Source organism: Streptomyces sp. NPDC028635, from assembly GCF_040637635.1.
Lineage (GTDB): Bacteria > Actinomycetota > Actinomycetes > Streptomycetales > Streptomycetaceae > Streptomyces.
This window is the reverse complement of the sequence record NZ_JBEZWX010000007.1, coordinates 169,230-190,263: the sequence shown is the minus strand read 5'-3', so window position 1 is coordinate 190,263 and position 21,034 is coordinate 169,230. Positions and strand designations below refer to the sequence as shown.

General features: G+C 73.9%; 20 protein-coding genes. 15 read left to right on the top strand and 5 right to left on the bottom strand.

Features of this window, described 5'->3' with window-relative positions:
- Positions 1-58 precede the first annotated feature (58 nt).
- Genes AB0E88_RS10650 through AB0E88_RS10640 form a run of 3 tightly spaced genes read right to left on the bottom strand, consistent with a single transcriptional unit; the run spans position 59 to position 2,815 of the window.
- A complete protein-coding gene (locus tag AB0E88_RS10650; protein ID WP_361627195.1) occupies positions 59-604 on the bottom strand; it encodes a type 1 glutamine amidotransferase domain-containing protein in 546 nt (181 codons plus the stop codon).
- A 2-nt stretch (positions 605-606) separates the two neighbouring features.
- A complete protein-coding gene (locus AB0E88_RS10645; RefSeq protein WP_361627192.1) occupies positions 607-1,002 on the bottom strand; it encodes a DUF2795 domain-containing protein in 396 nt (131 codons plus the stop codon).
- 19 nt (positions 1,003-1,021) lie between these two features.
- Positions 1,022-2,815 (bottom strand): thiamine pyrophosphate-requiring protein, encoded by a 1,794-nt coding sequence (locus tag AB0E88_RS10640; protein WP_361627189.1) that lies wholly within the window; start codon positions 2,813-2,815, stop codon positions 1,022-1,024.
- 243 nt (positions 2,816-3,058) lie between these two features.
- Between AB0E88_RS10640 and AB0E88_RS10635 the strand changes: the two genes are divergently transcribed.
- The 4 genes from AB0E88_RS10635 to AB0E88_RS10620 all read left to right on the top strand — a co-directional run bounded on the left by AB0E88_RS10635 (position 3,059) and on the right by AB0E88_RS10620 (position 7,366).
- Positions 3,059-3,841: an RNA polymerase sigma factor SigF gene (locus AB0E88_RS10635; RefSeq protein ID WP_361627186.1), complete on the top strand. Its 783-nt coding sequence runs from the start codon at positions 3,059-3,061 to the stop codon at positions 3,839-3,841.
- Positions 3,842-4,077: 236 nt separating this feature from the next.
- Complete coding sequence (locus tag AB0E88_RS10630; RefSeq protein ID WP_361627183.1) at positions 4,078-4,872, top strand: hypothetical protein; 795 nt, start codon at positions 4,078-4,080, stop codon at positions 4,870-4,872.
- A gap of 140 nt (positions 4,873-5,012) precedes the next feature.
- Positions 5,013-6,260 (top strand): aminotransferase class I/II-fold pyridoxal phosphate-dependent enzyme, encoded by a 1,248-nt coding sequence (locus AB0E88_RS10625; protein ID WP_361627179.1) that lies wholly within the window; start codon positions 5,013-5,015, stop codon positions 6,258-6,260.
- Positions 6,257-7,366: an MBL fold metallo-hydrolase gene (locus AB0E88_RS10620; protein WP_361627176.1), complete on the top strand. Its 1,110-nt coding sequence runs from the start codon at positions 6,257-6,259 to the stop codon at positions 7,364-7,366. The genes AB0E88_RS10625 and AB0E88_RS10620 overlap by 4 nt, the downstream gene beginning before the upstream one ends.
- A gap of 172 nt (positions 7,367-7,538) precedes the next feature.
- Here AB0E88_RS10620 and AB0E88_RS10615 read toward each other — a convergent pair whose 3' ends face one another.
- On the bottom strand, positions 7,539-8,168 hold the full coding sequence (locus AB0E88_RS10615; RefSeq protein WP_361627173.1) for a VTT domain-containing protein: 630 nt from the start codon (positions 8,166-8,168) through the stop codon (positions 7,539-7,541).
- Positions 8,165-8,938 (bottom strand): MBL fold metallo-hydrolase, encoded by a 774-nt coding sequence (locus tag AB0E88_RS10610; RefSeq protein ID WP_361627170.1) that lies wholly within the window; start codon positions 8,936-8,938, stop codon positions 8,165-8,167. Before AB0E88_RS10610 ends, AB0E88_RS10615 begins: the two co-directional genes overlap by 4 nt.
- A gap of 84 nt (positions 8,939-9,022) precedes the next feature.
- Between AB0E88_RS10610 and AB0E88_RS10605 the strand changes: the two genes are divergently transcribed.
- The 11 genes from AB0E88_RS10605 (at position 9,023) to AB0E88_RS10555 (ending at position 20,976) form a co-directional block, all read left to right on the top strand.
- Complete coding sequence (locus AB0E88_RS10605) at positions 9,023-9,454, top strand: hypothetical protein (protein ID WP_361627167.1); 432 nt, start codon at positions 9,023-9,025, stop codon at positions 9,452-9,454.
- A 448-nt stretch (positions 9,455-9,902) separates the two neighbouring features.
- Complete coding sequence (locus AB0E88_RS10600; RefSeq protein WP_361627164.1) at positions 9,903-12,011, top strand: phage holin family protein; 2,109 nt, start codon at positions 9,903-9,905, stop codon at positions 12,009-12,011.
- A gap of 128 nt (positions 12,012-12,139) precedes the next feature.
- Positions 12,140-13,570 (top strand): amino acid permease, encoded by a 1,431-nt coding sequence (locus tag AB0E88_RS10595; protein ID WP_361627161.1) that lies wholly within the window; start codon positions 12,140-12,142, stop codon positions 13,568-13,570.
- 119 nt (positions 13,571-13,689) lie between these two features.
- Positions 13,690-14,115, top strand: coding sequence for an OsmC family protein (locus tag AB0E88_RS10590; RefSeq protein WP_361627158.1), 426 nt, complete (start codon positions 13,690-13,692; stop codon positions 14,113-14,115).
- 352 nt (positions 14,116-14,467) lie between these two features.
- Positions 14,468-15,463: an AfsA-related hotdog domain-containing protein gene (locus AB0E88_RS10585; RefSeq protein ID WP_361627155.1), complete on the top strand. Its 996-nt coding sequence runs from the start codon at positions 14,468-14,470 to the stop codon at positions 15,461-15,463.
- Complete coding sequence (locus AB0E88_RS10580) at positions 15,460-16,509, top strand: beta-ketoacyl-ACP synthase III (RefSeq protein ID WP_361627152.1); 1,050 nt, start codon at positions 15,460-15,462, stop codon at positions 16,507-16,509. The genes AB0E88_RS10585 and AB0E88_RS10580 overlap by 4 nt, the downstream gene beginning before the upstream one ends.
- A 144-nt stretch (positions 16,510-16,653) precedes the next feature.
- On the top strand, positions 16,654-16,893 hold the full coding sequence (locus AB0E88_RS10575; protein ID WP_361627149.1) for an acyl carrier protein: 240 nt from the start codon (positions 16,654-16,656) through the stop codon (positions 16,891-16,893).
- Complete coding sequence (locus AB0E88_RS10570) at positions 16,890-18,122, top strand: beta-ketoacyl-[acyl-carrier-protein] synthase family protein (protein ID WP_361627146.1); 1,233 nt, start codon at positions 16,890-16,892, stop codon at positions 18,120-18,122. Before AB0E88_RS10575 ends, AB0E88_RS10570 begins: the two co-directional genes overlap by 4 nt.
- A gap of 20 nt (positions 18,123-18,142) precedes the next feature.
- Entirely contained in the window at positions 18,143-19,108 is a 966-nt protein-coding gene (locus tag AB0E88_RS10565) for an aldo/keto reductase (protein WP_361627143.1), read from the top strand.
- Positions 19,109-19,112: 4 nt separating this feature from the next.
- Positions 19,113-19,952 (top strand): HAD-IB family hydrolase, encoded by an 840-nt coding sequence (locus tag AB0E88_RS10560; protein WP_361627140.1) that lies wholly within the window; start codon positions 19,113-19,115, stop codon positions 19,950-19,952.
- Complete coding sequence (locus AB0E88_RS10555; RefSeq protein ID WP_361627137.1) at positions 19,939-20,976, top strand: 3-oxoacyl-ACP synthase; 1,038 nt, start codon at positions 19,939-19,941, stop codon at positions 20,974-20,976. Before AB0E88_RS10560 ends, AB0E88_RS10555 begins: the two co-directional genes overlap by 14 nt.
- Positions 20,977-21,034: the final 58 nt, after the last annotated feature.

Below are 21,034 nucleotides of genomic sequence, written 5' to 3'. Positions count from 1 at the left end.
GCCGCCGGGCCGCCACTCGGGCGGCCGGCCCGGACTTCCCGCCGGGACGACCCGCCGCTCAGGCGGACTGCTCCTGCGCGAACACGTCCAGATACGTCGCGCAGAAGGCCTTCAGATCGTCCGGCTTGCGGCTGGTGACCAGCTTGTTCGGCCCGTGGTCGCAGACCTTGACCTGTTCGTCGACCCAGGTGCCGCCCGCGTTGCGGATGTCCGTCCGGAGGCTCGGCCACGAGGTCAGCTCCCGGCCCCGTACGACATCGGCCTCGACCAGCGTCCACGGGGCGTGGCAGATCGCGGCGACCGGGCGGCCCTGCGTGAAGAAGTCCTTGACGAACGCCACCGCCTTGTCGTTCATCCGCAGGAAGTCCGGGTTGGCGACGCCGCCGGGCAGCACCAGGCCGCCGAAGGAGTCGGCGGAGGCGTCCCCCACGACCTCGTCGACAGGGAAGGTGTCGGCCTTGTCCAGGTGGTTGAACGCCTGGATCTCACCCGGCTCCGTCGACACCAGCACCGGTTCGTGCCCGGCGTCCTTCGCCGCCTGCCACGGGTCGGTCAGCTCGACCTGCTCGACGCCCTCGGGGGCCGTCAGGAAAGCAATACGCATGATCATCCCTTCGTACGTGTCGACGGGGTGCCGGTGACCGCCTCGGCCAGCTGCTGGACGTTGCCGTAGTGCGCCTTGCGGGGCAGCCCCTCCAGCGCGGCCACGAGCGCGTCCGGCGCGTTGTTGCGGCGCAGTACACCGATCAGTTCGTGCGGGGTCGCCGGGAAGGAGCCGCGGCCGAGGATCCGCGCCAGCTCCAGCCGAACGGTCTCCAGTGAGGAACCGAGGCCACCGGGCGCCACCGGGCCGCCCCAGACCTCGGGGTCGTCGTCGGCGGCCGGTTCCGGGTCGTGCCACTCCTCCGTCCGGGTCGGGTGGCCGGACCGGAGCAGCCCCTGGAGTTGGTGCTTCATCTCGTCGTCCCGGTGGACGCTCATCCGGTCGCTGCCTCGCTGCATGTCCCGCTCCTTTCGGCGGTTACTTCTTCTCCCGGCCCGGCAGGAACTCCTGCACCTTTGCCTTGAAGCCCTGCTTGACCAGGGCGTTCCGGTCGGCGTCGCCCTTGAGGATCGACGCGATCGTGGCCTCCATCTGCTCCCAGGTGGCGTGCGGCGGCACCGGCGGCACCGCGGGGTCGGTGAGGAACTCGATCACCGCGGGCCCGTCGGCCTCCAGACCGGCGCGCCAGCCCGCCTCCACGTCCTCCGGCTTCTCCACCCGCACGCCGGTCAGGCCCAGCGAACGGGCGAACGCCGCGTACTGCACGTCCGGGATCGCCTGCGACTCCACGAAGGACGGCGCGCCCTCCATGGCCCGCATCTCCCACGTCACCTGGTTGAGGTCCTGGTTGTTCCACACGGCGACCACCAGCCGCTTGTCCTGCCAGCGGTCGGCGTACTTCGCCGCGGTGATCATCTCCGCGAGGCCGTTCATCTGCATGGCGCCGTCGCCGACCAGCGCCACCACCGGCCGGTCCGGATGGGCGAACTTCGCGCCGATCGCGTACGGCACCCCGGGGCCCATCGTCGCCAGCGTGCCGGACAGCGAGCCGCGCATGCTGCCCCGCATCGTGATGTGCCGGGCGTACCAGTTCGCGGTCGACCCCGAGTCGGAGGTGATGATCGCGTCGTCCGGCAGCAGCGGGTCCAGCGCGGCGGCGACGTACTCCGGGTTGATCGGGTCGGCGGACAGGTGCGCTCGCCGCTCCATCACCTGCTGCCAGTGCTGCACGTTGTCGCAGACCGTGTCGAACCACTCCCGCCCGCGCCCGGAGTCGATCATCGGGATCAGCCGGTCCAGCGTCGCCTTCGCGTCACCGACCAGGTTCACCTCGTACGGGTAGCGCATGCCCACCATGTGCGGATCGATGTCGATCTGCACCGCCCGGGCCTTGCCGAACTCCGGCAGGAACTGCGAGTAGGGGAACGACGAGCCGATCGTCAGCAGCGTGTCGCAGTCCCGCATCAGCTCATAGCTCGCGCGGGTGCCCAGCAGCCCGATCGAGCCGGTCACGTACGGCAGCTCGTCACTGAGGACGTCCTTGCCGAGCAGCGCCTTCGCCACGCCCGCGCCCAGCAGCTCGGCGATGTGCTGCACCTGCTCACGGGCATGGGCCGCGCCCTGCCCGACGAGGATCGCCACCTTGTCGCCGGCGTTCAGGACCTCCGCCGCCCGGCGCAGCGACTCCTCCGAGGGGATCGCCGTCCACGAACTGCGGTCCAGGCTGGAGGGCACCATCTTGAACGCGTGACCCGGCGGCGCGTAGTCCAGCTCCTGCACGTCACCCGGGATGATCACGGCCGTCGGGGCGCGCCGCGCGTACGCGGTGCGGATCGCCCGGTCCAGCACGTTCGGCAGCTGCTCGGGGACCGTCACCGTCTCCACGAAGTCGGAGGCGACGTCCTTGTAGAGCGTGTGCAGGTCCACTTCCTGCTGGTAGGAGCCGCCCATCGCGGTGCGGTGGGTCTGACCGACGATCGCGACGACCGGCACATGGTCCAGCTTCGCGTCGTACAGCCCGTTCAGCAGGTGGATCGCGCCGGGGCCCGACGTCGCCGCGCACACCCCCAGCCGGCCGCTGAACTTGGCGTATCCGACCGCCTCGAACGCGGACATCTCCTCGTGCCGGGACTGGATGAAACGGGGCTTGTCCCCGGCGCGTCCCCAGGCGGCGAGCAGTCCGTTGATGCCGTCACCCGGATAGCCGAAGACACACTCCACGCCCCAGTCGCGCAGCCGCTCGAGGACGTAGTCGGACACCTTGCTGCTCATGCAGTACCTCCAGGTGGCACAGGCTTCGGTGAACGTCGGCACGGGACGAGTCACCCGCAGCCATCCCGGAAAACCTGCGCCCGGGTTTGCCCGCCGGGGTCGAGGGCAGGCGCAGGATCAGTGCTTCGGACCGGAGGCACGTCCGTGGGAGCGGCTGCACGTGGCCCCGGCGTACCCCGTCCGGGCCTGCCGCATTCCCCCGGTGACCGTCCACCCAGAGCACCCAGGGGAGAGCGACGCACCATGCGAACCCGAACCGGCACGCACCCGCACGACGACGCCCCCGACACCGCCGACGCCTTCCGCAGGCTCGGCGCGCTCCCGCCGGGGCCCGAGCGCGACGCCCTGCGCGCCGAGATCACCGAGGCGTGGCTGCCGATGGCCGAACGCCTCGCCGGACGCTTCCGCAACCGCGGCGAGTCCTACGACGACCTGCGCCAGGTCGCCGCCCTCGGCCTGGTCAAGGCCGTCGACCGCTACGACCCCGGACTCGGCAACGCCTTCGAGAGCTACGCCGTGCCCACCATCACCGGCGAGATCAAGCGGCACTTCCGCGACCACATGTGGACCCTGCACGTGCCGCGCCGCGTCCAGGACCTGCGCAACCGGGTCCGCTCGGCCGTCCAGGACCTGTCCCAGACCGTCTCGGGCGAGCGGCCCACCGTCGCCCAGATCGCCGAACGCGCGCAGCTCAGCGAGGAGGACGTCAAGGCCGGTCTGGAGGCGCTGGAGAGCTTCACCGCGCTGTCCCTGGACGCGGAGATGACGGGCGGCGAGGGCGGCTACGCGCTCACCGACACGCTCGGCTCGCCCGACGCGGCGCTCGACACGGTCGTGGACCGCGAGGCGGTACGGCCGCGGCTGGCGGCGCTGCCGGAGCGGGAGCGGGCGATCCTGTACATGCGGTTCTTCGGCGACATGACGCAGAGCCGGATCGCGGAGGAGCTGGGGATCTCGCAGATGCACGTGTCCCGGCTGATCAGCCGGTGCGTGGCGCGGCTGCGGGACGACGTTCTGGCGGAATAGGACCGTGGGGGCCGGGGCCGCTGCCCCGGTGCCGGATGCGGATCGTGGTGGGCTGAGCGCGCAGTTCCCCGCGCCCCCCGGTGGGCCGCCCTCGCGCCGGCTGAATCACCCGGTCGGCTGCCCTTCCTCCCCCCAACGGCGTCCGGCCGCGCGCGTCCCCGGCCTGCGGCGGCTGTGATGGCTGTACGGCACGACACCCCCGTGCCCGCAGTCGTACGGCCGAAGGAGTTCTCCCCATGCGCCGCACCGCCCGTGCCCTGTCCGTCGCCGCGCTGGTCGTGCTGGCCGGTGCCGCACCGGCCCGGGCCGCGGATGACCCGGCCGACCCGGTCGACCCCCTGGATACGGCCGTGGAGGCCGGTCCGGGCGACCCGGCCGCGCCCGCCGCGCAGATCAGTCCCGCCTCGGTGGAGCCGGGCGGCACCGTCACCGTGTCCGTGACCTGCGACCCGACGGGCGGACCCGCGCCCGAGAGCATCGACGCCAGCTCCGAGGCCGCCTTCGCGGACGGCACCGTCAAGCTGCAGAAGGTGCCGGGCGGCGACGACGAACTGTCCGGGCCCGCCTACAAGGGCACCGCCACGATCGTCCCCGCCGAGGATCTCGAGGGCCTGGCCGGCGGCGGATCCGGCGCCGGCTGGACCGTGGACGGCACCTGTCCGGCACCGCCGGGCGGCAAGGGCCGGCCCTGGAGCACCACGTTCAGCGTGGCCCACGCCTCCCACGGCGCCACCTCCGCCTCCGCCTGCCCCGACACCCCCTTCACGCCCTGCAAGGACAAGGACGACACGGCGGGCACGGGAGGCAAGGGGGAGAAGCCGCTGCCGCCCGGGCAGGAAGCCGTCCCGCCGGAACCCGGCCGGCAGCAGCCCACCGCCCGGCCCCCGGCGATCGAGCACGGGGTGCACGCAGGTGAGGGCGGCTCCTTCACCACCTCGGCGCCCGCCCTGGTGGCCGGGGGGCTGCTCATCCTCGGCGCGGCCGGCGCCGCCGCGCACCGGATGCGGCAGCGCGAACGGGACCGCGCCTGAGCCGAGCGGCGGGTGTGACCGGCGCGACCCGCGCCCTGAGCCATGGGGGGCGCACGACGTGGGTACTTGGAGGCGGAGCGGCGAGGCGGTGACGCGGCACCGGCCCGCACCACGGCACGAGCGACTGCGCGGAGGCACGCATGCGGCGGACCGACCCCGAAGGGCACGGCCCCGTCCGCTACGGCCCCCCACTGCCCGGCACCGGACTGCCGGTGCTCCCCGAACTGACCGCCCGCGTCTGCGCCGCCGCCGACCGGGCCGACGCCGAACCCGTGGGCGGCTCACCCGCCGTCACCGAGGCGGCCTGCGGCTACTGGGAGCGGCGCGGCCTCCCCGGCGAGCCCTGCCATGTCGTCGCCGCGCCCGGCGCGCCCGCGCTGCTGCTGGCGCTCACCGCCGCCCTCGGCGGTGACGTCCTGGTGCCCCGGCCCTGCGCGGCCTGGTGGGGACCGTACGCGCGCGTGCTGGGCAGACCCGTCTTCCACGTGCCGACCACCGCCGAGTCCGGCGGCGTGCCCGATCCCTACGCCCTGCTGGAGACCGTGCGCAGGGTCCGTGCCGAAGGCGGCGAACCGCGGCTGCTGGTCCTGTCGCTCGCCGACGACCCGACCGGCACCGTCGCCCCGCCGGAACTGCTCCACGAGACGGTGGAGGCCGCCGCCGGTGAGGGACTGCACCTGGTGAGCGACGAGACCTGGCGCGACACCCTGCACACCCGCCACGACACCGTCCTGCTCAGCCCCGCCGAGATGCTGCCCGGTCAGGTCACCGTCGTCTCCGACCTGGCCGGCGCGCTGCTGCCGGCGGGCTGGCCCGCGGCGATCGCCCGGTTCCCGGCGGACGGCCGCGGCGCTGAACTGCACGCGCGGGTACTGGACATCCTCACCGCGCTCGGCGCCCGTGTCGCCGCACCCGTCGCGGCCGCGGCCGCCTACGCGCTGACCGAACCCGAGCCGGTCGCCGCCCGGGTCGCCGCCACCGTGGCGCTGCACGCGCGCATGGCCGCCGCCGTGCATCACGCCGTCGTCGCCGCCGGCGCCCTGGCCCGCCCGCCGCAGGCCGGCCGCCACCTGTACGCCGACCTCGGCCCGTTGCGCACGGCGCTCGCCGGGCACGGGGTGAGCGACGCGCAGGACCTGGAGGAGTACCTCACCGCCCGGCTCGGCATGCCCGCGCCGGGCGGCCACCGCTTCGGAGACGACCTCGCCGCGCTGCGGGTGCGTCTGAGCACCGGTCCGCTGCTGGGCGGCACGGACGCCGAACGCGCGGAATGCCTCACGTCCCCCGCGCCGTTGGAACTGCCACACGTGCACCGCGCGTTGAGCACGGTGCGGTCCGTCTTCGACGCCCTCCGCGACGACGCCCAGCGATGGGAGCCTCCTCGATGACGCAGCAGTCCGAGTCGCCCGCCACCGGCACGGCCACGACGCCGTCCCCGGCCCCCGTCGCGAACACGCCGCCGTCACCCGCGAACACGCCGCCGTCCCCGGCCCCTGTCGCCGGTACGGCGCCGTTCCCGCCTCTTGCCGAGCCCCGCCCGCTGGGGGAGCGGCGGGTGTGGCCGCGGACCTTCCACGACCGGCTCACCGCCCCGCTGCCCGGCCTCAAGGCCATGGCCCGCTTCGCCCGCGAGGGAGCCGTCCGCCCCGGCAAGGAGGGCCTCGCCGACATCCCCCGCCTGCCCTACGCTCCCGCCCCGCTGCCCCGCGTCGACGCCCGTACCCTCGCCGTCACCTGGGCGGGGCACGCCAGTTGGGTGATCCGGGCCGGCGGACTGACCGTGCTCACCGATCCGGTCTGGTCGCGCCGCATCCTCGGCACCCCGGCCCGCGTCACACCCGTCGGCGTGGAGTGGGAGGACCTGCCGCGCGTCGACGCCGTCGTCATCAGCCACAACCACTACGACCACCTCGACGCGCCCACGCTGCGCCGACTGCCGCGCGACACACCGGTGTTCGCCCCCGCCGGACTCGGAGGCTGGTTCCAGCGGCGCCGGTTCACCCGCGTCACCGAACTGGACTGGTGGGAGGGCGCCGAACTGTCCGGCGTCCGCTTCGACTTCGTCCCGGCCCACCACTGGTCCAAGCGCACCCTCACCGACACCTGCCGCAGCCTGTGGGGCGGCTGGGTGCTCACCGCGCCCGACGGCCGGCGGCTGTACTTCGCCGGCGACACCGGATACGGCCACTGGTTCAGCCGTATCGGCCGCCGCTACCCCGGCATCGACCTCGCCCTGCTCCCGATCGGCGCCTACGACCCGCGCTGGTGGCTCAGCGACGTCCACTGCGACCCGGAAGAGGCCGTGCAGGCCGCCCTGGACCTCGGCGCGCGCAGAATGGCCCCGATGCACTGGGGCACGTTCATCCTCTCCGCGGAACCCGTCCTGGAACCGCTGACCCGGGTGCGGGAGGCATGGCAGAGGGCCGGGCTCGACCGTGACGACCTGTGGGACCTGGCCGTCGGAGCCTCCCGGGTGCTGGAGGCCGGGCAGTGAGGGTGTCGTGAGTGCGGGTGCGGGTGCGGGTGCGGGTTGCGGGTGCCGGGGGGGGGAGGGGGGGCGGCCGACGGTGGCGTGTGAGGCGGGGGAGGCGAGGGGCGGGGCCGGTGGTCGTGCGTGAGGGGAGTGAGGCCGTCGCGGGTGCGGGAAGCCTGCTGGAGGCCCCCGTCTAGCGGGCCGGGGTGCCGCGGAGCCGGCGCCACAGGGCGGGAGCCGCGCTGACCACGATCGTCAGGGCGATCGCCGCCACCACACCCTCCCACGGCTCCGGGAACAGCGAGCCGCCGAGGATGCCGATCACCTGGTACGTCACCGCCCACGCCAGGCACGCGGGCAGATTGCCGCGGGCGAAACGGCGCAGTGGCCACTTCGCCAGCAGACAGGCCAGCATCACCGGGACACGCCCGGCCGGCACCAGCCGGGACAGCACCAGCACCGCCACCCCGTGCTCCGCCAGCTTGTCCTGGGCCTGCGTCAGCCGCTCCTGCGGCGCCCGCGCGCGGATCGCCTCCAGCCAGCGCGACCCGCTGTGCGAGCGCATCCCCCGCCGGCCGAGCCAGTACAGCGCCGCGTCCCCGCAGAACGCGGCCAGCGACGCCGTGACGAAGACCAGCGCCAGCGAGAAGGGCGCCGTCTGGTGGAAGGCAACCACCGCCGCCGAACTCACCAGCGCGCCCGTCGGCACCACCGGCACCAGCGCGCCGATCAACACCAGCAGGAACAGCGACGGATAGCCGAGCGCCTGCTGCGTGGACTCCGTCGGTACCGCCGTCACCGCCGCGGCCAGCCAGTCGTTCACGGGGCGACCGCCGGGCGCACGCTCTCGCCGTGCGTCAGCCGGTGCACGGTCACGTCCGGCGCCCAGCGGGCCGCGAGCCGTACGAACTCCTCACCGGGCGCGTGGAACTCGTGCGGACGCACCGCGTCCATGCCGATCGGCCAGTACGTGCCGTAGTGCACGGGTATCGCGCAGCGCGGCGCGAGCCGGGCCAGCGCCTGCGCCGCCCGTCCCGCGTCCAGATGCCCCTCCCCGAGGTACGGCCCCCAGCCGCCCACCGGCAGCAGCGCCACCTCGATCGGGCCGACCTCCTTCGCCATCGACTCGAACAGCCCGGTGTCCCCGGCGAAGTAGGTGCGCGCCTCGCCCTCGACGACGTACCCGAGAGCGGGGGAGCGGTGCGGGCCGAACGGCAGCCGGCGCCCGTCGTGCTCGGCCGGCACCGCGCGGATCACCAGATCGCCGGCCCGCGTCTCGTCGCCGGGCGCCATCTCGCGCAGCTCCAGATGCGTCAGACGCCGTAGCCCCGGTACGGCGCCCGGCGCACCGCGGGGCACCAGCAGGCGCGTGCCCGGCGCGAGCCGCCCCAGGGAGGGCACATGGAGATGGTCGGCGTGCAGGTGGGAGACCAGTGCCACGTCCGCGCGCCGGGCGTCCGGCGGCGGCAGCGCCCCGCGGCGGCGCCGCAGATGCGCCAGCCGGCGGGTGAACAGGGGATCGGTGAGCACACGGGTGTCCGAGTCCTCCACCGTGCAGGTGGCGTGACCCCACCAGGTGATCTCCACCGGCACCTCAATGCCTCCTTCGCGCGACTCCCCCGAAGCCTACGGGCAGGAGTAGGGTCGGCGGCGAAACCCGGAGGTGAGGGGGACGCCATGGGAGAGGTGCGGGGTGCCTTCGGCCGGCCGGCCCAGGTCCGCGTCACGGCGATCGCCGGTCTGACGCCGCTGGAGGAGCTGGACAGCGACCCCTTTCTGGTGGACTCCCGCAGCCAGTTCGCGATGTGCGCCCGCTGGGCCGCGGAGCGCGGCTACGTCGTCGCGCGCGAACTGCTCGTGAGGGGGCTGCGGGCCGACCACTGCGTGCTGTGGGACGGGGTGCGGGCGGGGCGGGACGTGTTCGTCGCGCCGAGCCGGCGGGTGCTGGAGTCCGCGCTGTCCTCCGTGGAGGAGTTCACCGCGGAGTGCGCGCGGCGGGGGGTGCGGGTGGAGACGGTCGGCTGCGCCGAGCCGGCGTACGACGCGCAGATGAAGGCGCGGGTGCATCGGAGGCTGTCGATGCCGACGGCGGGGTACGACGGTCGCTGACGGCTCCGCCGGGGTGGGGGCGCCTCGGTTGCGCGGAAGGTGCCGCCGCGGGGCTCCGCCCCGGACCCCGGGGTGTTTGCCCACCCGCCCGCCCGTCTCGGTTGCGCAGGAGGTGCCGCCGCGGGGCTCCGCCCCGGACCCCGGGGTGTTTGCCCACCCGCCCGCCCGTCTCGGTTGCGCAAGAGGTGCCGTCGCGGGGCTCCGCCCCGGACCCCGTTGCGGGGCTCCGCCCCTGCACCCCGGCGGGGGCTCCGCCCCCTGCACCCCGGCGGAGGCAGCCGCACCCCGCCCGAGGCAACCGCGCCCCCGCCGGAGGCACCCGCACCCCCGCCGGAGGCGCCCGCTCCCCTCCGCTCGCTCCAGCCCCCTCCCCGGACAAACCGGTATGACAGGGTGGTGAGCCGGAGGCCCCGTCGGGTGTGGGGTCGGTGCGGGAGGTTGGTGTGTCGTGTGGGGCGGGCGTTGGGGGCGGGTGTTCGGGCAGGTGGGGCGGAGCGTCGTCGTGTGGGCCGCTTCCACCGTGACCATGCTCGTGCTCGCCGGGCTGTTGCCGGACTTCCAGTTGCAGTCCGCCGACGGTGACAGTGCGACCCGTGTCGCCGTGACCGCCGCGCTCGGCGCCGGGGCGTTCGGTCTGCTGTCGGCGCTCGTGTGGCCGTTGCTCGTGCGGTTGCTGCTGCTCGTGCCGGCCCTCCTGCTGGGGCTGCTGGTGTTCTTCCTCAACGGGTCGCTGCTGTGGCTCGCCCTGCGCATCAACCCCTCCGGTGACAGCGCCGCCGCTCCCGAGACGGCCGTCATCGTCGCCGCCGTGATGTCCGCCGTGGCCTCCGCGACCGGCGCCGCCCTCGCGGTGCGCGACGACGACGCCTACCGGCGCCGGCTGCTCCGGCTCGCCACCCGCCGGCGCCGGCGCGGGCCGCCCTGCCCGGCCGGGCCCGGCACCGTCTTCCTCCAGCTGGACGGCGTCGGCCACGACGTGCTGCTCGGCGCCGTGGCCAAGGGGCTGATGCCGACCGTCGGCCGCTGGCTCGGCGAGCCCACCCACCGGCTCACCCCCTGGCGCACGGACTGGTCCAGCCAGACCGGCGCCAGCCAGCTCGGCATCCTGCACGGCTCCAACCACGACGTGCCCGCCTTCCGCTGGTACGAGAAGGACACGGGGGAGGTCATGGTCTGCAACCGGCCGTCGTCGGCGGCCGAGCTGCAGCGCCGCGCCGTCGCACGCACGCGGGACGGCGGGCTGCTCACCGCCGACGGTGCCAGCCGCGGCAACCTCTTCAGCGGCGGGGCCGACGAGAACGCCCTGGTGCTGTCCGTGTCCGCCCGTATCGGCCGCGCGAACCGTTCCCGCGTCGGGTACTTCGCCTACTTCTCCGATCCGGCCAACGCCGTGCGTACCGTCCTCTCCTTTCTTGCCGAGGTCGGCCGTGAGATCGGTCAGTCCGTCCGGGCCCGGCTGCGCAGACAGCGCCCGCGCGTCGGCCGCGGCGGCCTCTACCCCCTCGTGCGTGCCTTCGCCACCGTCGTCGAACGCGACGTCGTCGTCGCCGCCGTCATGGGTGACCTGCTGGCCGGACGCACCGGTGTCTACGCCGACCTCGTCGCCTACGACGAGGTCGCCCACCACTCCGGCCCCGCGAGCCGGGACGCCGAGAAGGTGCTTCAGCGGCTCGACCGCTCGCTGGCGTTGATCGAGAAGGCCGCCGAGCACGCCCCGCGGCCGTATCGGATCGTCGTCCTGTCCGATCACGGGCAGAGTCCCGGGGAGACCTTCCGCTCCCGGTACGGGCTCACGCTCGGCGACCTGGTGCGGGCCGGGTGCGGACTGCCCGTGCCACGCCGTGCACGGCGCACCCGCAGCGGCGCGGAGGCCCGCAGCGCCGTGCGGGCGGCGCTGCGCCGGCCCGTGGAGGAGGGCGGCGAGCAGCACCGGCCCTCCGGACGGCGGTCCGAGCCGATCGTGCTGGCCTCCGGCAACCTCGGACTGATCTCCTTCCCGGACGTCGCGCACCGCATGACCAGGGAGGAGATCGACGCCCGCCACCCCGCGCTGCTGCCCACCCTCGCCAACCATCCCGGCGTCGGTTTCCTGCTGGTGCGCAGTGCGGAGCACGGTGGGGTGGTGCTCGGGGCGCGAGGGGCCGAGATACCCGTCGAGGAGCTGACGGACGGCCGCGGGCCGCTCGCTTCCTTCGGGACCGGCGCGGCCGACGCCGTGCGCCGTACTCACTCCTTCCCGCACACCGCGGACATCATGGTCAACTCCTCCCACGACCCCGCCGACGGCGAGGTGCTCGCCTTCGAGGAACAGATCGGCTCCCACGGCGGCCTCGGCGGCGCCCAGAGCCGGCCCTTCCTGCTGTCGCCCCTGGCGCTGTCCGCGCCCGTCGCCGACGGGGCGGATCTCGTCGGCGCCGAGCACCTGCACCGGGTGCTGCGGCGCTGGCTGAGCGAGGCGGACGGCCCTCAGGTGCCGGTGGACGATTCGCGGTACGAGGCCGTCGGCGACGTACCTTTTGCGGCGCCCGACCCGGCCGTACAGGACAAAAGCGCGTGATTTGGAGCGGCTCGAACCGGTGACCGACCATGGTCGGTCGTCCGGCGATCCCGGACACCGGCCCGGCAGCTCCACGGGCCGCCCGGCGACCCCGGGCCACCCAGCACGCACGAGAGGCGCACCTGCCCATGCACGACTCCGGAACCGTCCCGGCTCCGGCCCCCGAGGCGACCGCACCCCGGTCCGAGACCGCACCCCGGACGGAGACCGCACCCCGGTCCGAGACCGCCGGCCGGTCCGCGTCGGCACCCGAGAAGCACGCCCGGCGCTTCGGGCTCCCCGTCGCCACCGCCCTCGTCATGGGCAACATCATCGGCGGCGGCATCTTCCTCCTCCCCGCCTCGGTGGCCCCGTTCGGCACCGTCAGCCTGCTCGCCTTCGGCGTCCTGACGCTCGGCGCGATCGCGCTGGCCCTGGTCTTCGGCCGGCTCGCCGAGCGTGATCCGCGCACCGGCGGCCCCTACGTCTACGCCCGCGAGGCCTTCGGTGACTTCGCCGGCTTCCTCGCCGCGTGGGCGTACTGGATCACCACCTGGGTCTCCAACGCGGCCCTCGCCGTCGCCGCCGTCGGCTACCTCGACGTGCTGATCCCGGTGAACGACCACAGGTGGAGCGCGTGCCTGGCCGCGCTCGCCATCCAGTGGCTGCCCGCCCTGTCCAACTTCGCCGGCAGCCGGTACGTCGGCGCCGTGCAGCTGGTCTCCACCGTGCTGAAGTTCGCGCCGCTGCTGCTCGTCGCGGTCGGCGGCCTGCTGCACTTCGACGCGCGCAACCTCGGTCCCTTCCAGGCGGGCGGCGGGGGCACGCTCGGCGCGGTCTCCGCGTCCGCCGCGATCCTGCTCTTCTCCTACCTCGGCGTGGAGTCCGCCGCGGTCAGCGCCGGCGAGGTGCGCGATCCGCGCCGCAACGTCGGCCGCGCCACCGTGATCGGCACCGTCGGCGCCGCCGTGGTGTATCTCCTCGGCACCCTCGCCGTGTTCGGCACGGTCGCCCACGACCGGCTGGTGCACTCCACCGCCCCCTTCTCCGACGCGGTGAACGCCATGTTCGGCGGCTCCTGGGGCGGCTGGGCCGTCGCGCTCGCCGCACTCGTGTCGATGACCGGCTGCCTCAACGGCTGGACCCTGCTCAGCGCCCAGACCCCCTACGCGGCGGCCAAGGACGGGCTGTTCCCGGCCGCGTTCACCCGCAAGCGGCGCGGTGTGCCGACCGTCGGCGTCGGCGTCACGGTCGTCCTCGCCTCGCTGCTGACGGTCTACAACTACACGGCCGGCTCGGCGCGGGTCTTCGAGATCCTGGTTCTGGTCACCACCTTCACGGCGACCGTCCCGTACCTGCTGGCCACCGCCGCGCAGATCTTCCACCTCGCGCGGGGCGAGCAGGTCGACCGGGTGCGGCTGGTGCGCGACGCCGTCCTCGCCGCGCTCGCCTTCGCCTTCTCGCTGTGGCTCGTCGCGGGTGCCGGGTACGCGGCCGTCTACCAGGGAGTGCTGTTCCTCTTCGCGGGCGTCCCCGTGTACGCGTGGCTCGCGGCGCGCCGGCAGCGCGGCGCCGCCTGAGGAACCGTCCCGCGCGGGCGGCATGAGGGGATCGTCCTGCGCGTGCGGCGTGGAGAAATGTGATCGGATGGGAGCTCAGGGAACCCGCTTCGGCGGGACCACACGCGAAAGGAAGAATCGTGGCCACCACGCGTTCCGCACACACCGTCTGGGAAGGCAACCTGCTCGAGGGCAACGGTGTCGTCACCTTCGACTCCTCCGGCATCGGTCAGCAGCCGGTGTCGTGGCCGTCGCGCGCCGAGCAGGCGAACGGCAAGACCAGCCCTGAGGAGCTGATCGCCGCCGCGCACTCCAGCTGCTTCTCCATGGCTCTGTCGCACGGTCTGGCCGGGGCCGGCACCCCGCCCACCAAGCTCGTCACGTCCGCCGACGTCACCTTCCAGCCCGGTGAGGGCATCACCGGCATCCACCTGACCGTCGAGGGCACCGTCCCCGGCATCGACAACGACGCCTTCGTCGCCGCCGCGCAGGACGCCAAGGCCAACTGCCCGGTCAGCCAGGCCCTGAAGGCCGTACCGATCACGCTGGACGCGAAGCTCGCCTGAGCCCGCACCCCGCACCCCTCACACGGCGCGGACCGCCCCCGGACCTCCGGGGACGGTCCGCGCCGTCGTTTCCAGCGCCCTCGCGTCAGCACCCTCTCCCGCTCGAGCCGGACCCCTCTCCCGCTCGAGCCGGCCTCCTTTCGTTCTCGAGCCGGCCTCCATGCGCGTTCGAGTCAGCCTCCTTTCAGGGTCGAGTCAGGCTCTTACACGCTGCGACAGCGGGGCGACAGAGGCCGTGGCTAGTTTTCTCCGCATCCGCCGCGGACGGGTTCGTCCAGCGGCGCACCACCACGAGATGCCGAGAGCGCCGGCGCGGGGAACGCCGCGTTCTTGAGAGAGGGGCTACCCACCGATGACGGTGACCACCAGTGCCTTCACCCCCGGTCTGCGGGAGCTCGAGTTCGTCCGGTCGGTCGACCGGCGCCTGCTCCACCGCCGTGCCCTGTCGGAAGTCTTCCTCACCGACACCGCGGCGGTGGACGGGCAGCGCTTCCTCGCGGGCGCCCAGCTCCCCTCCTCTCACGCCTACTTCACCGACCACGTCGGACACACGGTGGTCGACCCGATGCTCCTCCTGGAGTGCGCCCGCCAGGCCGAGACCTGCGGCGCGCACCGCCACCTCGGCGTCGACGACGACACGAAGTTCGTCCTCCAGTCGTGGTCGATGCGGCTGCCGGGCCTGTTCCACGCCCACTCCGGTGACCCGGCGGAACTGACCATGGACGTCACCACGGACCGCCCCGCCGGGGCGAGCGCCCCCGCGCGTTCCGCCGCGTACGACATGCGCTTCTTCCTCGGCGGCGAGGAGGTGGGCGAGGTGCGCATGGCGGTCGGCTACGTGTCGTCGGCGGCGTACTCCGTCATCCGGTCGAAGCGGCGCGGCAGCCCGCCCGTCTCCTCCGACGACGTCGCGGCCGTGCCGGCGACGGTCGACGCGCCGGACGTCGGGCGTGGCAGCGCCGTGAACGCCCTGCTGACGGAGCCGGTGCGGGACGGTGACGGCATCGTCGCCGGCGTACGGATCCCCACCGACAACCCGAGCATGTTCGACCACGCGCAGGACCACCTGCCGGGGATGGTGCTCACGGAGGCGGCGCGGCAGGCGGCCCTGCTCTGCGGCGCCCGGGTCCTCGGGCAGCCCGCGGAAGCCACCACGATGACCGGATTCGACCTCGCCTTCACCAGGTTCGCCGAACTCGACGCGCTGACCACGGTCAGCGTGAGCCCCGGGCACGAGAGCGACGGGGGCCGCGTCTTCCGGGTCGTCTTCCGGCAGAACGGCGAGGAGATCGCGTTCGGCGCGGTCGAGACCGCGGCCGTGCCCGCCTCGCACCGGAGGGCCCGGTGAGCGCACGGGCGGCGGTGCTGGCCGGGCTCGGCGGCTGGCTGCCGCCGGTCAGGGTCACCAACGACGACCTCGCCCGGGAACTCGACACCAGCGACGAGTGGATCACCACCAGGACCGGGATCCGGCAGCGGTTCGTCGTCCCGCCCGGAATGTCCACCTCGGGGGTGGCGGTCGAGGCGGGGGCGCGGGCGCTGGGCTCGGCCGGCGCCGACCGGGTGGACCTCCTCGTCCTCGCCACCAGCACCCCGGACCACCCCTGCCCGGCCACCGCGCCGGAGGTGGCCGGCCGGCTCGGCCTCGGCCAGATCCCCGCGTTCGACGTGGCCGCCGTGTGCACGGGGTTCGTGTACGCGCTGGCCACCGCGTCGAGCATGATCACCGCGGGGGTGGCCGACAGCGCGCTGGTGATCGGCGCCGACACCTTCTCCACGATCCTCGCCCCCGAGGACCGTACGACCAGGGCGATCTTCGGGGACGGCGCGGGTGCCGTGGTGCTGCGCGCCGGGCACCCGGAGGAACACGGTGCGCTGCTCGGGTTCGACCTGGGCAGCGACGGCTCGCAGGCCGACCTGATCACCGTGCCGGGCGGCGGATCCGAGTACCGCTCGAAGGGGCTCTCCGAGCCGGGCGACGCGTTCTTCGCCATGCAGGGCCGCTCGGTGTTCCGCAACGCCGTGACCCGGATGAGCGAGTCGTCGCTGCGGCTCGCGCAACGCCTCGACTGGCCGGTCGAGTCGGTGGACCGGCTCGTCGCCCACCAGGCGAACATCCGCATCCTGTCGGCGGTCGGCGCGCAACTCGGCCTGGCCGGCGAGAAGGTGGTCGCCAACCTCGACCGGGTCGGCAACACCGTCGCCGCCTCCATCCCGCTGGCGCTGACCGACGCGGTGGCTTCGGGATCGATCGTCCCCGGCCACCGGGTGCTGCTGTGCGGTTTCGGCGGGGGCCTCACCTGGGGGGCCGCCGCTCTGCGGTTCCCCGAACTGTCCGTCGAACCGCTGCCGTACCCCTCCTCCGCCCCGGCCGAGCTCGCCCACGCGCGCTAGGGCCGGCCCGCGACCCGCGTACGCCGGTCGCTGCATCCGTCCGTCCGTCCACCCGTCCCTCCATCCATCCATCCCCCCGTCCGTCCATCCACCCGTCCGTCCGTCCATCCGTAGTCACCGACGCACTGAGAAGAAGGCGAAACCATGAGCGCGATCCACGAAAAGCTGACCCATCTCCTCGTCACCCAGCTCGGCGTGCCCGCCGGGAAGGTCGAGGCGGGCATCTCCTACAAGGACCTCGGCCTCGACTCGCTCGCACTGATCGAGCTGACGATGATCATCAACAAGGAGCTGGGCACCGACCTCGGCGACGACCTGCTCCAGGGCGAGACGACGATCGCCGAGACAGTCGAGCTCATCGAGGCCCAGGGCGTGCCGGCGTGACCGACTCGTCCAAGGGGGCCGTGGCGATCACGGGGCTCGGACTCGTGACCCCGGCCGGCCTCGACGTGCGGACGAGCTGGGAGCGGGTGTGCTCCGGCCGGCCGACCGCCGCCCCCGATCCCGGACTCGCCGGTCTCCCGGTCGACTTCTCCTGCCGTGTCCCCGGCTTCGACGCCGGGGCGCTGCTCGGGCCCGCCAGCGCGTGGCGCCTGGACCGCTTCACCCAGCTGGCGATCGTCGCCGCCCGCCAAGCGGTGGCCGACGCGGGCCTCGACCCGGAGAGCTGGGACGGCACCCGGGTCGGTGTCATCGTCGGCAACTCCCTCGGCGGCACGGCCACGTGGGAGGAGCAGCACCGCCGGTTCCTTCAGGACGGCCCGAAGAGCGTCTCCCCGCTGACGGTCCCCATGGGGATGTCGAACATGGTCGCCGGCCATCTGGCCATCGACGTGAAGGCGTACGGGCCGAGCATGGTCACGGCCACCGCCTGCGCGTCCGGGAGCAACGCGATCGGCCTGGCCCGGGACCTGCTGCGGTCCGGCACCTGTGACGTGGTGCTCGCCGGAGGGGCCGAGGCCGCGCTGACACCGGCGACCATCACCGGCCTGACCCGGATGGGCGGTCTGTCGGGGCGGCGCGAGGACCCGGCCGCCGCGTCCCGGCCGTTCGACGCGGCGCGCGACGGCTTCGTCGCCGCCGAGGGCGCGGGGATCCTCGTGCTGGAGCGGCCCGAGGACGCGCGGGCGCGGGGCGCGCGCAGCTACGCGGACGTCGTGGGCTTCGGCTGGTCGTCCGACGCGCACCACGCCACCGCGCCCGATCCCAGTGGTGCGGGCATGGAACGTGCCCTGCGCGCCGCACTCGCCGACGCGGGGGTCGGCGCGGGCGACGTGGACCACGTGAACGCGCACGGCACGTCCACCCCGCTCAACGACGTCACCGAGGGGCGCGTGCTGCGCCGGGTCCTCGGCGAGCGCCCGCTGGTCACGTCGACCAAGGGCGTCACCGGGCACACGCTGGCGGCGGCCGGCGCGGTCGAGGCCGCCTTCACCGCGCTGGCACTGCACCACCGGTCGGTCCCTCCGACGGCCAACCTCACCGATCTCGATCCCGAGATCGACCTGAACATTCCGACGGGCACGGCGGCCACGGCGGACCTGCAGGTCGCGGTGAGCACGTCGCTCGGATTCGGCGGCCACAACGCCGCGCTCGTACTCGCGGCCGCCTGACAGGAAAGGGAGGAAGAACAATGCGCCTGAGGAATCTGGGCAACACGGGAACCAAAATCGGCAGCGTCGGCCTCGGGTGCATGGGCATGAGCTGGCTCTACCAGGAGTCCGCCCGGGACGACGAACGGTCCATCCGGGTCATCAACGAAGCGCTCGACCTGGGCGGCAACCTGCTGGACACGGCCGACCTGTACGGGGCCGGCCACAACGAGACGCTGCTGGGCCGGGCCGTGGCGAGCCGCAGGGACGAGGCCGTCGTCGCGACGAAGTTCGGCATCGTCCTGGACGACCTGAAGGCGCGCGAGGCTCACCGCGACAACTCCCCGGCGTATCTGCGCCGGGCGGTGGAGGCCAGCCTGCGGCGGCTGAACACCGACGTCATCGACCTGTACTACGTCCACCGCATCGACCCGGCCGTGCCGCTGGCGCAGACCTGGGGCGCCATGGCCGAACTCGTCGAACAGGGCAAGGTGCGCTGGCTCGGTCTGTCCGAGCCGACCGTGGCACAGGCCCGGGAGGCACACGCGATCCACCCGGTGACCGCCGTGCAGTCCGAGCTGTCGCTGTGGACGCGCGATGCCCTGGAGGGTGAGGGGGGCGGCGTCGTCGGCTGGTGCGAGAGCGTGGGGGCGACCTTCGTCCCGTTCGCTCCGCTCGGCCGCGGCTTCCTCACCGGGACGCTGCACGCGGACCAGTTCGAGGACAGCGACTTCCGCGCGGCCAGCCCGCGTTTCCACCGCGCCGCGATGGAGGCCAACCAGCGCATCGTCGACGTGGTCCGTGAGGTGGCCGACCGCCGTGCGGTCACGCCCGCCCAGGTCGCCATCGCCTGGACGCTCACGCAGGGCGACCGGGTGGTGCCGATCCCCGGCACGAAGAACTCCCGCTATCTGCGGGAGAACCTGGCCGCGGCGGACGTCGACCTCACCGCGCAGGACCTGGCCGACCTGGACGCGCTGCCCCCGGCCCAGGGAAGCAGGTACTGAGTCCATGACCGCCACCACCCGACTTCCCGCGACCGGGCGGGCGAACGCCTCCGCGGGGCCGGTGCGGATCGCGTTCTTCGACGTCGACGAGACACTCATCGGCCTCAAGAGCATGTTCGCCTTCCTGGAGTTCCACCTCGCCGACCCGGCGCGCTACCGGGCGGTCGCGGACGCCCTGACGCGTGCGGCACGCAACGGCGTGCCCCGCGAGGAGACCAACCGGGCCTACTACCGCGCCTACGCCGGGATGGAGCGTGCGGCGGTCGCCGAGAGCGGGCGGCGCTGGTTCGCCTCCGCGCACCGGCGCGCCGGGTTCTTCCACCGGGAAGCCGTCAGCGAACTGCGCCGGCTCCAGGGCGAGGGATACCGCGTCGCGCTGGTGTCCGGCTCCTTCCGGGCCTGCCTCGACCCCGTCGCGGACCACCTCGACGCCGATCACGTGCTGTGCAGCGAGCCCGAGGTGGTCGCAGGCCGCTACACGGGCGAGGTGCTCACCACCGTGATCGGCGAGGGGAAGGCCGTGGCCGCCCGCGCCCTGATGGACCGTCTCGGGGCCCGTCCCGAGGCGTGCGTGGCCTACGGCGATCACGCCACCGATCTGTCGCTCCTGGCCTGTGTGGGCCGGGCGGGGATCGTCGGGGACGACCCGGTGCTCCTGGAGCACGCCGGCCGCCACGGCTGGACGAGGTTGCCCACAGCCGCCGGGTCCGCAGCCGCAGCACAGGGGAGTGCGGCTGCGGACCCGGCCACCGGCCCGCCCGCCTCGCGGGGAGCCTTCTCGCCGTCACCACCATCCGCTCCATCCACCTCGAGCACGGAGGAACTCACCGATGCGACTCGGTAACGGGCTGGGCATCCGGGCCGTCACGACCTGGCTGCCGCAGACCGTCGAAACCGCCCAGGACGCCCTCACCCGCGGCAGGATCAGCGACGAGGACCTGAGGAACACCGGTGTCACCGAGGTCCCGGTGGCGCACACCGTCTCGGCACCGGACATGGCGGTGGCCGCCGCCCGGGACGCGCTCGCCGCCGCGGGCTGGGACGGGGCCGCCCTCGGCTTCACCACCCACGCCTGGATCCACCACCAGGGGCACGACTTCTGGTCGCCCGCCCACTACGTGGCGCACCGCGTCGGCGCGGTGCGCGGGGTGCCGCTGGGCATCCAGGTGATGTGCAACGGCGGCGGGACCGCGCTCGAGGCGGCCGCCTCCCGGCTCCTGGCCGACCCCGCCACCGGCACGGCGCTCGTCACCACCGGCGACCGCTTCCCCGACGAGGGGTTCGACCGCTGGGCGGGCGACTACGGCGTCTTCTACGGCGACGGCGCCACCGCCCTCCTGCTGCACGAACGCGACGACAGCGCCGACGAGTTCACCCTGCTCGGGTTGTCCAGCGCCGCCGTCTCGGCGGCGGAGGGGCTGCACCGGGGACGCGACGAGTTCACCCCGGCCGGCCGCTGGATCAGTGACCGGATCGACGTCAGGCGCACGAAGAAGGCCTACATCACCGACGTCGGCCTCGACGGCTTCTACAGCGGGGTGTCCACCGCGCTGCGCACCGTCGTCACGACGGCGCTGGACGAGGCCGGCATCGAGGTGGACGACCCGCGCATCCGCCTCCTCGCCCTGCCCCGGGTCGGCGTCAAGGTCCGCCGGGAGACCTACCACCCGGCGGTCGAGGGCCTGACCAAGGCGCAGATCGTCGAACTGGGCGGCCGCACCGGCCACTTGGGCGCCGGCGACATGGCGGCGAACCTCACGGCGATCCGGGAGCAGGAGCTGCTCGCGCCGGGCGAGGTCGCCCTCGCGATCTCGGCGGGCGGAGGCTTCGGCTTCACCTGCGCCGTCGTCGCCCGCCCCGCCCGCTGACCCCGCCTCTTCCTCCTGCTCCGCATACCCCCATCACCCCCCCCACGAAAGGGAAACG

Excerpts from the sequence above, each read along its gene's own strand:
- AB0E88_RS10650 (WP_361627195.1), bottom strand. The coding sequence starts at position 604 with ATGCGTATTGCTTTCCTGACGGCCCCCGAGGGCGTCGAGCAGGTCGAG.
- AB0E88_RS10645 (WP_361627192.1), bottom strand. The coding sequence starts at position 1,002 with ATGCAGCGAGGCAGCGACCGGATGAGCGTCCACCGGGACGACGAGATG.
- AB0E88_RS10640 (WP_361627189.1), bottom strand. The coding sequence starts at position 2,815 with ATGAGCAGCAAGGTGTCCGACTACGTCCTCGAGCGGCTGCGCGACTGG.
- AB0E88_RS10635 (WP_361627186.1), top strand. The coding sequence starts at position 3,059 with ATGCGAACCCGAACCGGCACGCACCCGCACGACGACGCCCCCGACACC.
- AB0E88_RS10630 (WP_361627183.1), top strand. The coding sequence starts at position 4,078 with ATGCGCCGCACCGCCCGTGCCCTGTCCGTCGCCGCGCTGGTCGTGCTG.
- AB0E88_RS10625 (WP_361627179.1), top strand. The coding sequence starts at position 5,013 with ATGCGGCGGACCGACCCCGAAGGGCACGGCCCCGTCCGCTACGGCCCC.
- AB0E88_RS10620 (WP_361627176.1), top strand. The coding sequence starts at position 6,257 with ATGACGCAGCAGTCCGAGTCGCCCGCCACCGGCACGGCCACGACGCCG.
- AB0E88_RS10605 (WP_361627167.1), top strand. The coding sequence starts at position 9,023 with ATGGGAGAGGTGCGGGGTGCCTTCGGCCGGCCGGCCCAGGTCCGCGTC.
- AB0E88_RS10595 (WP_361627161.1), top strand. The coding sequence starts at position 12,140 with ATGCACGACTCCGGAACCGTCCCGGCTCCGGCCCCCGAGGCGACCGCA.
- AB0E88_RS10585 (WP_361627155.1), top strand. The coding sequence starts at position 14,468 with ATGACGGTGACCACCAGTGCCTTCACCCCCGGTCTGCGGGAGCTCGAG.
- AB0E88_RS10575 (WP_361627149.1), top strand. The coding sequence starts at position 16,654 with ATGAGCGCGATCCACGAAAAGCTGACCCATCTCCTCGTCACCCAGCTC.
- AB0E88_RS10565 (WP_361627143.1), top strand. The coding sequence starts at position 18,143 with ATGCGCCTGAGGAATCTGGGCAACACGGGAACCAAAATCGGCAGCGTC.
- AB0E88_RS10560 (WP_361627140.1), top strand. The coding sequence starts at position 19,113 with ATGACCGCCACCACCCGACTTCCCGCGACCGGGCGGGCGAACGCCTCC.
- AB0E88_RS10555 (WP_361627137.1), top strand. The coding sequence starts at position 19,939 with ATGCGACTCGGTAACGGGCTGGGCATCCGGGCCGTCACGACCTGGCTG.